The sequence below is a fragment of the Streptomyces sp. NPDC005181 genome, from assembly GCF_040608395.1.
Classification (GTDB): domain Bacteria; phylum Actinomycetota; class Actinomycetes; order Streptomycetales; family Streptomycetaceae; genus Streptomyces.
This window is the reverse complement of record NZ_JBEXID010000153.1, coordinates 1-9,678: the sequence shown is the minus strand read 5'-3', so window position 1 is coordinate 9,678 and position 9,678 is coordinate 1. Positions and strand designations below refer to the sequence as shown.

General features: G+C 66.9%; 11 protein-coding genes and 1 pseudogene. 6 read left to right on the top strand and 6 right to left on the bottom strand.

The annotated features are described in order from the left end of the window. Positions 1-211 precede the first annotated feature (211 nt). From ABZV38_RS38145 to ABZV38_RS38120, 6 genes are all read right to left on the bottom strand, one after another. Complete coding sequence (locus tag ABZV38_RS38145; protein ID WP_356333272.1) at positions 212-727, bottom strand: DinB family protein; 516 nt, start codon at positions 725-727, stop codon at positions 212-214. A 667-nt stretch (positions 728-1,394) separates the two neighbouring features. Continuing rightward, the gene (locus ABZV38_RS38140) at positions 1,395-2,522 is read right to left on the bottom strand and encodes a site-specific integrase (protein WP_356333270.1); all 1,128 of its coding nucleotides are present in this window, start codon (positions 2,520-2,522) and stop codon (positions 1,395-1,397) included. Then, the gene (locus tag ABZV38_RS38135; RefSeq protein ID WP_267004670.1) at positions 2,522-2,731 is read right to left on the bottom strand and encodes an excisionase family DNA-binding protein; all 210 of its coding nucleotides are present in this window, start codon (positions 2,729-2,731) and stop codon (positions 2,522-2,524) included. Before ABZV38_RS38135 ends, ABZV38_RS38140 begins: the two co-directional genes overlap by 1 nt. Before the next feature lie 2 nt (positions 2,732-2,733). Beyond that, a complete protein-coding gene (repSA, locus tag ABZV38_RS38130) occupies positions 2,734-4,146 on the bottom strand; it encodes a replication initiator protein RepSA (RefSeq protein ID WP_356333274.1) in 1,413 nt (470 codons plus the stop codon). A 26-nt stretch (positions 4,147-4,172) separates the two neighbouring features. Continuing rightward, positions 4,173-4,427 carry a hypothetical protein gene (locus tag ABZV38_RS38125; RefSeq protein ID WP_356333268.1) on the bottom strand — a complete coding sequence of 85 codons (255 nt, stop codon included), beginning with the start codon at positions 4,425-4,427 and terminating at the stop codon, positions 4,173-4,175. Positions 4,428-4,558: 131 nt separating this feature from the next. Then, the gene (locus tag ABZV38_RS38120; RefSeq protein WP_356333266.1) at positions 4,559-4,813 is read right to left on the bottom strand and encodes a hypothetical protein; all 255 of its coding nucleotides are present in this window, start codon (positions 4,811-4,813) and stop codon (positions 4,559-4,561) included. Between the two features lie 175 nt (positions 4,814-4,988). Here ABZV38_RS38120 and ABZV38_RS38115 point away from each other — a divergent pair, with 175 nt between their 5' ends. The 6 genes and pseudogenes from ABZV38_RS38115 (at position 4,989) to ABZV38_RS38090 (ending at position 9,572) form a co-directional block, all read left to right on the top strand. Continuing rightward, the gene (locus tag ABZV38_RS38115; RefSeq protein ID WP_356333264.1) at positions 4,989-5,360 is read left to right on the top strand and encodes a winged helix-turn-helix domain-containing protein; all 372 of its coding nucleotides are present in this window, start codon (positions 4,989-4,991) and stop codon (positions 5,358-5,360) included. 324 nt (positions 5,361-5,684) lie between these two features. Further along, positions 5,685-6,749: an XRE family transcriptional regulator gene (locus tag ABZV38_RS38110; protein ID WP_356333262.1), complete on the top strand. Its 1,065-nt coding sequence runs from the start codon at positions 5,685-5,687 to the stop codon at positions 6,747-6,749. Positions 6,750-6,874: 125 nt separating this feature from the next. After that, positions 6,875-7,354 (top strand): hypothetical protein, encoded by a 480-nt coding sequence (locus tag ABZV38_RS38105; RefSeq protein WP_356333259.1) that lies wholly within the window; start codon positions 6,875-6,877, stop codon positions 7,352-7,354. A 547-nt stretch (positions 7,355-7,901) separates the two neighbouring features. Continuing rightward, on the top strand, positions 7,902-8,090 hold the full coding sequence (locus ABZV38_RS38100; protein ID WP_356333257.1) for a hypothetical protein: 189 nt from the start codon (positions 7,902-7,904) through the stop codon (positions 8,088-8,090). Positions 8,091-9,129: 1,039 nt separating this feature from the next. Further along, positions 9,130-9,222 (top strand): annotated as a pseudogene (locus ABZV38_RS38095) (IS5/IS1182 family transposase); the annotation flags it as partial. A 14-nt stretch (positions 9,223-9,236) separates the two neighbouring features. Continuing rightward, positions 9,237-9,572 carry a hypothetical protein gene (locus tag ABZV38_RS38090; RefSeq protein WP_356333255.1) on the top strand — a complete coding sequence of 112 codons (336 nt, stop codon included), beginning with the start codon at positions 9,237-9,239 and terminating at the stop codon, positions 9,570-9,572. Positions 9,573-9,678 lie beyond the last annotated feature (106 nt).

The following is a 9,678-nucleotide window of genomic DNA, read 5'->3' as shown; positions in this document are numbered from 1 at the left end:
CTGCCGCTGTGCCGCCTGCGCTTCACCGGTGTCCTGCACACCTGGGGCTTCGCGATCTACCTCGCCAGCCGAGGGAAATATGAGGACAACTTCCTCCCCACCGGACTGCCTGCCGGCTCACCCGAAGACGCCCTGGACTGCGCCTGCCTCCTCTACCTCGGCGACCCCACCCCCTGACCAACACCCCTCCACGAACTTCCGCGGAGCAGCACTAGTAGTAGCCCTTCGTGCCGTCGAGTAGCTCCCGGACGATGTCCGCGTGCCCCGCGTGTCGCCCCGTCTCCTCGACGAGGTGGATCAGCATCCAGCGGAGGTTGGCGCTGCCGTCGCGGAAGTCGGGGTGGCGGCCGGCGTCGTCCAGGTCGGCCGCGGCAACGATCTCGTTGCTGCGGGCGCACTGGGCCTCGTACTCCGCGAGGAGCTCTGCGAGGGGGCGGCCGTCGGTGTGCCAGTCGGCGTTCTTGCTTGACTCGTCGAATGCGGGGTTCTGCTTCTTGTCGCCGCCGAGGAATACCACTTCTAGCCATATGTGCTCGGTCCAGCGCATGTGCGAGATGAGACCGGCCATCGTCATGGCCGGTGAGGTCGGGATGACCGGGCGGCGCGCGTCCTCGTCGCTCAGCCCTTCGCATTTCCAGCGCAGGATCTTCCGCTGCAGGTCCAGCCAGCCGATGAGCGCGGTGCGTTCGTCCGCTTGGCGCGGGGGGCGTTCCAGTTCCGATGACATGCCGGCGCACGCTACCAGGGCGGTCGGGAGGGGGTACCTGGATGACGGGCTCTTCCGCGATTTACGTTCTTGGTCACGGTTGGGGACATTGGGGTGTTGCTGGTGATCTTCGCATGATGCCGCGGGGCGGGCCCTCCTCTTCGCAGTTCAAGGCGTCGACCCAGCGACATCACGCATCAAACCTCAGTAGCGATTCGTACGGACTGACCCCGCAGCTCAGGCCGGACCAGTAGCCTGTGACCAGCAGCCACGAACGGCCCGCGCAGACGGCCGAGGGCCCCGACCCCCTGATGGGGGCGGGGCCTTTGTCGTCCCCAAAGGGTCTGCGGTGCTCACCGCTTCGCCGACCACAGCTGACCTCGGCCGACTCCCCCGGCCTCCGTTCCCACAGGTCCGGGGGCCCCGTATGGGGAACGTCAGGGGAACGGAAGGCCGAGTAAAGGCCGGGAACGATCCGACGGGGACGGAAGGCCGGATCGCGCTGACCAGCCAGAACAGCGAATCCGGGGGAAGATCAACACAGACAGGGCAGGTTATAGGGCCTCTCCTAAAGCGGGTGTCGCAGGTTCGAATCCTGCCGGGGGCACAGCACTAAGGGCCAGTTCGGAGGCTTGATCCTCTCGAACTGGCCCTTTCGCATGATCGCGGCCGTGCCACACACGTGCCACTACGTCCCGGCGTCTCCCTGCCGTTTGCGGATCATCGACCCCAGCCGATCAGCGATCGCACGGTCCCGGTCGGCGGTCATGTGCTGATAGATCAACGCGGCACGAGCGGTGCTGTGCCCCATGCGCGTCATCAGCTCACGCGTGCTCGCCCCGGCAGCGGCCAGGGTGTTTCCCGTATGCCGCAGATCATGGAAGTGAACATCGGCAGCGATGCCCGCATCCTTGCGCGCCTTGATCCAGTCGTCCCGGAAGTTGCTGCGCCGTAGCTGTCCGCCCTGGGGGCCAAGGAAGACGTGGCCGTCACGGCCCGCCCCCGCGTAGCACTCCAGGTGCTCAATGACGTCGGCCAGGATCTCGTCCGGGAAGGCGACGGGGCGGACGCCGGCCGCCGACTTCGGAGCCTTGTCGAAGAGCTTGCCGTCCTGCATCTCGGCCTGGGCCCGCTGCACCAGGACCACCCGCCCGGCAGTATCGATGTCCCGGCGGCGCAGAGACGCCAGCTCACCGAACCGCAGCGTGGTGAAGGCCGCGAGCAGGACGAGCAGCCGGTAGCGCGGCGCCATGGCATCGGCCACCGCGTACACCTCGGCCACGGTCAACACCGGCCGCTCAGGCACGTCATACCGGTCGGCGCCCTTGACCCGGCAGGGGTTACGGCGAACGAGTTCATCGTCAACAGCCGTGTTCATGATGGCTCGAAGGACCTGATACGCCTTGACGACGGTCGGCTCCCCCACCCCGGCCGCGAGCAGTTGGCCACGCCAGTGGCGGACGCGGGACGTGGTGACGTCGGCCAGAGATCCCGAACCAAACGTCGGCCTGATGTGTAGCCGGATCACCGCCTCGTTCCGTTCCCTGCTGCGGGCAGCCAGCTTTCGGTCCCGCAGCCACGCATCGGCGTACTCGGCGAACGGAACGGCCCGCTTGTCCGGGACTTCCCACTGGCCGCGCGAGATGTCGGCCTCAATGTGCGTCAGCGCGACTTCCGCGTCCGTCTTCGTCGCGTAGGTCTGCTCGGCACTGCGAAGCTGTCCGGTCACTGGGTCGCGGTACCGAGCCTGCCAACGACCAGACTTGAGTTGCCGGACCGAACCAAAGCGCCGACGGTTTCCCTTCCTGTTGGCCATCAGGCGACCCTCCGAAGGCCAGCCGAGCGAGGAGCGACCGGCTCGAAGGTGTGGGCGTCGATGAAGGCGGTGACGGCTCTCTCGGGGATACGGACGTGTCGGCCTACCTTCACGAAGGTGATTCGGCGTTCCTCGATGAGCCGCCGGGGGAACCGAACGGTGGTGCCCAGGAGTTCGGCAACCTGATCAACAGTGAGCAGCCGTTCCATGGTCACCACTCCCCCACGGTGTCGAAGGCTTCCCGTTCGGTGCGGTGCTCTCGGGCAAGCTCGCGGTTCTGCCTGATCTCGTTCGCGATGGATTGGGCGAGCCAGGATTCGCCAGGGGTGTGGCCCTGTCCGGCGTACTCCCAGTGGGCGATGACCAGGGTGGTGTCCTCGGTGGTGTCCTCGGTGGTGTCGTCGTCCTGGTCGAGGGGTTCGAGGCCGCGTTCCCGGCGTTCTTGCTGGGCGCGCCAGTCGGCGCGTGCTCCGCGCAGGGCGCCGAGGGTGGTCGAGTAGCGGGGTGTCTTGGTGGAGAAGTGGCCGCGGAAGCCGAGCATGTGGGACCAGTGGGCGAGCAGCCGTTCTGGGTAGTCGGTGTCCAGGTCCCAGCAGGCTTCGATCAGGCGTCGGGTGTGGTCGGGCAGGTGGGGGTGGAGGTCGAGTTCGCGGAGTTCGCCGATGCGGCGGTCGAGGGTGCCGGTGGTCTCTGCGGCCTTGGTGGCGTATTTGGCGACGTAGGCGCCCACGGCCTGTTCGCTGACGTCGGTCTGGCCTTCAAGGGCGCCGATGGGTTGCACGTCGATCTGTGTTCCCCAGCGCAGGGTCCGGGCGGGGAATCGGCCGGCGGAAGGGACGTGGACCGTGGCGCGTGCTGCGGCTGCCCGGATTGCGGCGTCGAGGAGTTCGACGGTGGCCCAGGCCGGGGCCGGGGTGTCGGGCCCGTCCGGTCCGTCGATGCGGATGACCGCGTGGAAGTGGACCGCGCCGCGCTTTTGGAACTCGGCGACCTTCCCGAACGAGACCCGCGCCTCTTCCTTGCAGGCCGCCTGCGTCAGTCCGGCGCGGGCGGCTATCTCGCGGCGGAGGTAGATGGTGAAGCGCTGCCATAACTGTCCGGCGTGGTTGTTCCAGAGCACGGCCCCGGCGTAGTCGTAGCGCTCCGGGTGGATGGCGGTACCGAGGGCGGGATCGTCCTCGTGGTGGGCGGTGCCGCAGCGGCAGCGGCCGGAGTCGGGGCGGTTGTGGACCGGGCCGAAGGACGGGGCGGTGAGGGTGGCGAAGACGCGGGGGCGTTCGGCCACGGTGTCAGGGATGCCTTTGCCGCCGACGAGTCCGGCCATGATCAGGTGATAGGTGTCCCCCGCGTAGGTCCAGGCGCAGGACGGGCAGCGCGAGGCACGGCGGTTGCCGCAGGCGATCCGCAGCCGTCCGCCCGGTTCGCTGCTGGTCGAGTACTCGAAGAACTCACCGGTACGGGTGTCCACGGTCTGGGAGTGGCCGCTCAGATGGATGGGCTGTGCACAGCCGCCGGTCCGCCGCACCTGTTCTTTCCAGCGCTCGAAGCGCGGGGAGTTGGCGACGCGCAGCATGTCGACCAAGGTCAGGGGATCAACGCCCACCGCGGCCGCGGTGTCCGCCACGGCCGCCGAGGACAGCGCAGGAAGGGTCACGCAGCCACCTCCCCGAATCGCTCGGTGAGGCCCTCGATCACCGATTCCAGAGCGGCCAGCCGCTCATTGAGCGTGGACGCGGCGGCGGGACGGGTGAAGCCCAGCTCGGCCGGGGTGGCACGGAAGATCGCGCAGAGCAGGACCTGATACGCCGGTCCCGGGCGGTGGGTGTCGTTCTCCCAGCGGGAGACGAAGACCTTGAGCGAGTTCTCGGTCGCGATGTCCCAGCCCCAGTGATCAGCCAGAAGCATCAGCGCCCGCACCACCTTGACCTGCGACCAGCCCCGAGCCAGCCGGGCACGACCCAACGGCGTATCCGGAGCCCGCAACGCAGGCGGCTGAACCGGAGAGGGACCAGTGACGAGAGGAACGATCAAGGCGTTCATGCGGCCACCGCCTCAGTCAGCGCGGGCAGCGGCTTACCGGTCTCCCAGTCGAACGGCGCGGCCACCGGGCAGCGCTCCCGGCCACGGGCGCTGTGCACCAGGACGCCGGTGCCGTCCACCTTGATCCAGTCCGTGCCACCGGCGACTCCGCATGCCTGGCACGGCGAGGGCTCGTAGATGACACCGTCTTCGGTGCGGGACAGCGGAGCGGATAGCGGTGCAGGGTGCAAGACGACGAGCGTCGCGGGCATGATGGAAGCTCCCTTCGAGGGACGAAGGAGGGCGGCGGACTGCTTGGCGGTAGATGCGTCGCCCTCCGGGTTTGCGGCTTAACCGCATGACATAGCTTGCTATATAGCAGAGTAGGACGCAAGTGTTAGCGCGGCATAGGCTGTGCTATGTCGCGCTGGTGGGTAGTCTCGGCTCATGACGGTTGAAGCCCACGACCCCAGGTCCAAGAAGGTGCAGATCGCCGACGCCTTGCGCGACGAGATCGAGAGCACCCCGCTCCCGGCGGGGCACCGGCTCGCATCACTGCGTGACCTGGCAGACCGGTTCAAGGTCACGACGGTGACCGTGGGCAACGCTCTCAAGGTGCTTGCAGATGAGGGCGTGATCATCTCCGTGCCGACGCGCGGGTACTTCGTGCAGGACCGGCCGAGCAAAGACAGGGCCGGGCAAGACGCCAGCGCTCCGGTTAACCGAGATGAGATCAACGCCATCCACTCCGAGATTCAGCAACTTGCCGCCCGCGTCGCCGAGTTGGAGAAACGAGCCCAGCCCTTGAGCGGTACCTGACAGTGATCCACCTTGCTGTCAGCACGACTGAGTAACTAGGGACAGGCGTGGTGTCACCGGGGGACAGCCCTAGTGCCAACCCCCTGTCACCCCCCGTGTCACCGGCTCTCTGAGTGCCAGACTCGACAGGCAAGCACCCCGACGGGAGGGCAGCACATGAGCGACGAACGGCCGGCATGGGCGCGACGACTTGCCTCCGAGCGAGACGCCCGGCAGTGGTCACAGGCCGAAGTGGTTGCCGCGCTCCGGGCCCACTCGCCGAAGCCGTTGCCGGAAGGCTCCAGCATGGTCCGCCAGTGGAAGCGGTGGGAGTCCGGCGAGGTCATGCCGAGCGACTTCTACCAGCCGATCATTGCCGCCACCTTCGGCACCGTGACCCATGCGATCTTCCCAGTTACCGGGCAGCGAGATGGAAACGCCGAGATCGTCGCGGCGAGCGGCATGGAGACACTGGACATCATCAGCCGGTTGCAGGCATCCGACGTCGACACCGCCACTCTTGACGCACTCCGGATCACCACCGACCGACTGTGCTCGGAGTACCCCTACCTGCCAAGCGGGCAGCTGGCCGCCGAGGGCAGGCAGTGGCTCAAGCACGTTGCCGGGCTTCAGGCCCAACGCCTCACGCTCGCGCAGCACCGCGAAGTGCTCACCCTGTCCGGATGGCTCGCGCTCTTGATCGGCTGCGTCGAGTACGACATGGGCGACCGCGCAGCGGCAGAGAGCACCCGCAGGGCAGCCTTGTCTTTAGCTCGTGAGGCGGATAACCCGGAGATCTCCGGTTGGGCCCACGAGATGCGCGCATGGTTCGCCCTCACGACGGGCGACTACCGCGGAATCCTGGCAGCCTCGCAAGCCGGGACCGACACGTCCCCCAAGCACGGGGTGGCGGTGCAGCTTGCCGCCCAGGAGGCCAAGGGGTGGGCACGTCTGGGCGACCGGCGGCAGACGGAAGTGGCGTTGGACCGGGGGCGGAAGCTTCTCGAAGGGATGCCGTATCCCGAGAACCTTGACCACCACTTTGTGGTGGACCCGGCGAAGTTCGATTTCTACGCGATGGACTGCTACCGCCTGCTCGGAGAGGATCGCTTCGCCGAAAACCTTGCCCATGAAGTGATCCGGGCGGGCACGGACTTCGACGGCTCCGAGCGCTCACCGATGCGCATGGCGGAGGCGCGGATCACCCTTGGCGTGGTGGCAGCCCGGCAGGGCGACTTGGACCAGGCCGTCAACTACGGCGAGTGGGCGCTGAAGGGGGACCGACAGTCTCTGCCGTCCCTGCTCATGGTCAGCCGAGAACTGGCGGCCATCATCAACCGGGACTACGCCACGGAGACGGTAGGCCGCGAGTACCTGGATCACCTGACCGCGCTCACTCGCGCCGGTTAGACCTGTAGGTCACCCGCCCCCGGCCCTGTGTTGTAATCCTCCGAACGGTTCTGGGGAGGGCCGATGAGAGGTGAGGGGGACAGGACGTGGCTGCTCGGTTTGGACGTGCCGCTGGGGTGCTCGTGATGGCGATGACCCTGCCGGTGGCCGGTTGCACCGATGACGACGGCACTGGCGGCGGTGGGAGCAAGGAGCGCGCGGCGGCTGCGATCGAGGCCGCCCGGACCTATCAGCAGGCCACGGTGGATCAGGATTGGGAGGCCGCCTGCGAGGCCCGGACCGAACGCCTGCGGCAGAGTTGGGGGGCAGACAATATCGCCGACTGCGTCGAAATTACTAGTACGCCCCGGCTCCGCGACCACCAGGACGCGCGGGTAAGTATCGGTGAGGCGGTCGAGGTCTTGGCCTTCGGCCCACACCCGGCGGGAATCGGACTGGGGGTGACCGTGGAGACCGGTACGGCGAAACTTGGCATGACCATTCACACCGCGCTAAGGCTCGTTCCTGGCGAACGCGGCACGTGGCTCGTCGATCAGGCAGTCAACCTAGGCGAGACCAACAGCACGGACTCGAAGGCCGTGCGCGCTGCGCTGAAGCGCAAATGAGCTAGGCCGGTCGCGGCGAGCCGTCTCGTTTGGATCAGCGGGAAGGCCAGAGGAAGACGGCTGTGATGTGGATTGCGACCAGAAGGGCTTAGGCCTGTTACAGGTTTCTCTACCTCATCAAGACCCGCGCACGGCGCGGGCGCGCGCCGCCTCAGCGGCGCGGCCTGCCTCTGTCTTCGCCCCGGCTGGCCGCGCCAGGCGGCGCGCTACGTGCTGCGGGCTAAAGCGAGAATCATCCGCGGGTCAAGAACATGCCTCCGGCGGGGGCGCTCAGACTCCGGGATGGACGGGGCGCCGTTCGCGGGTGCCGACCGGATCGTGGTGAGCGTTGTGGGCTCCCATCCCGTCCACCGTCGACCCAGGCAGAGCCGAGCAGACGCGGCCCATGGCGTCCAGGTCGTTCGTACAGTGGCGCGCTCCACCTGGACGCCATGAACCACGCCCGCTCCACGGTGTGTGGGTCGACGGCGGACGGGATGGGAGCTGGGGAAGTAGTGGGTTGGGGAAAGAGATCGGGTGCGGGGCCGGCGGCACGTAGCCTCACCCCGTGAAGATCCCACGCCCGGTCGTGCCGGAACCCTTGGTCTGGGCCATAGCCTGGATCGTTGTCACCGTGATGTTCTGGTCGCTTGCCCAGGTGCTTGGCAGCCCGAAGAGCTGGTACACGAGTGCACTCCTCGCAGGGATCGTCATCGTCGCCGGACAACTCGTCGACCGCTACAAGCAGAAGCGCTAACCAGGTCCGAGGTGCGCCGAACCCCTTGGCAATGAGTTGGCCGCTTGTTATCTTCACGCATGATTCAGGGACTCTGCGCTGCCCTCATCGGCGGCGTGATCGGGAGGCTTCTCCTGGCACGGCGAGCGCGGCGAACAGTCACTCAGACCGAAGCAGGGCAAACAGTCTTCTTCCAAGTCGGGGCCAACCTGCCAGACGAAGGTCGCCGATACAGCCTTGGCCAGGTACGCGCCGGAGGCAAGTTCCAATGGAAGTCTCGCTGGTCGAGGACGCGGCTGCGCGAACTCCCGAACGATCTACGATACATCCGCGCACACCAAGCGACCTTCCGCGAAATGTTGTGGGTCCCGACCAAAGCGCTGGTGATCGAGTGTGAATCGTCTGCGGGGCCCGTACGGCTATGGGCCTACCCGGAGCAGGCGGTGCACGTTGTGGAGATGATCCGGCGTGCAAGTAGCCCGAACTCTTCGAGCGCCCCGGTTCCCGACGTCAGCAGCTGACACCAAAAGGCGCGAACAGCGGCGGTCGACGCTGCCCCGTGCCACAACCGCGCCAGATCGGGCGGGGACTCACGGGGAACTGCGGCTGCTGACGGAAGCCACAGCCAGCAGACGCCGAAGTCGGCATCCCGCAGGTCAGAGCCCAACTCGCCCCACCACGCTCCTAAAGCGGGTGTCGCAGGTTCGAATCCTGCCGGGGGCACAGTCTCTGACCTGCGTCGGAGCATCGAAAAGGCCCCTCGGAGTTGATCTTCGGGGGGCCTGTTCGGCTTCAAGGGGAACGAAAGGGGAACGCGGCCAGGCAGCGTTTTCCGATGAAATGTCGGCTTTAGCGGCCGATGGCCGCAGGGGCGAGCGCACCGCATTTCGCCGACCTGCGCATGGACCTCGCGATCCGCGAGATCACGCTTGCCGGCCAGAGGAAGATCCGTCGCGAGATGCACAAGGGCCGGTATTAAGAGCCATCCCGCCACGCCACCAGGGCCGTGGTGTCCTGGCCGTCCCTGACCCACTGGGAGACGTCGATGTCCGCACCGAGCCTGCATCGCCGCTACGAACGCAAGCCTGAGCACTTCCTCGCCTTCGCCGGCATCACTGCGGCTCTGATCTGCTACCGCCGAATCCGCACATGACCGCGTGCCGGAGGATGGCCCCTGTGAATGGAGAGATTGAGCGCCAAGTCGTCGTAGCCCGTCTGTGGCAGGACCACATGGATGCGGAGTTTCCCGCCAGACTGCGCGGTGCGGAACTGGAGGGCATCGACATGGTGATGCTCGACGCGGACATCGCCGGCTGCGTGACGACCTGGCGCAACAACGACGGCTCCCTTGAGACAAAGTCCCTCCGGATACTGCGCCACTGCATCACCGAACTCGACAAGGTCCTGCCCCTCCTCACGCAAGCGGAGGAGTTCCGGTACTACGAGCGCCTGCACCAACTGGCGACGCTCACCTTGCAGATCGACCCACGACTCACCAAATGACACGACGTCTTAGCTTGGCGTTTATCCTCGCAGGTCACCCGACCTGCTGATCTGCGGTTCTTCCCGGGACAACAGGGGCGGCCGTTCTCCACGCTTCGAGATGTCG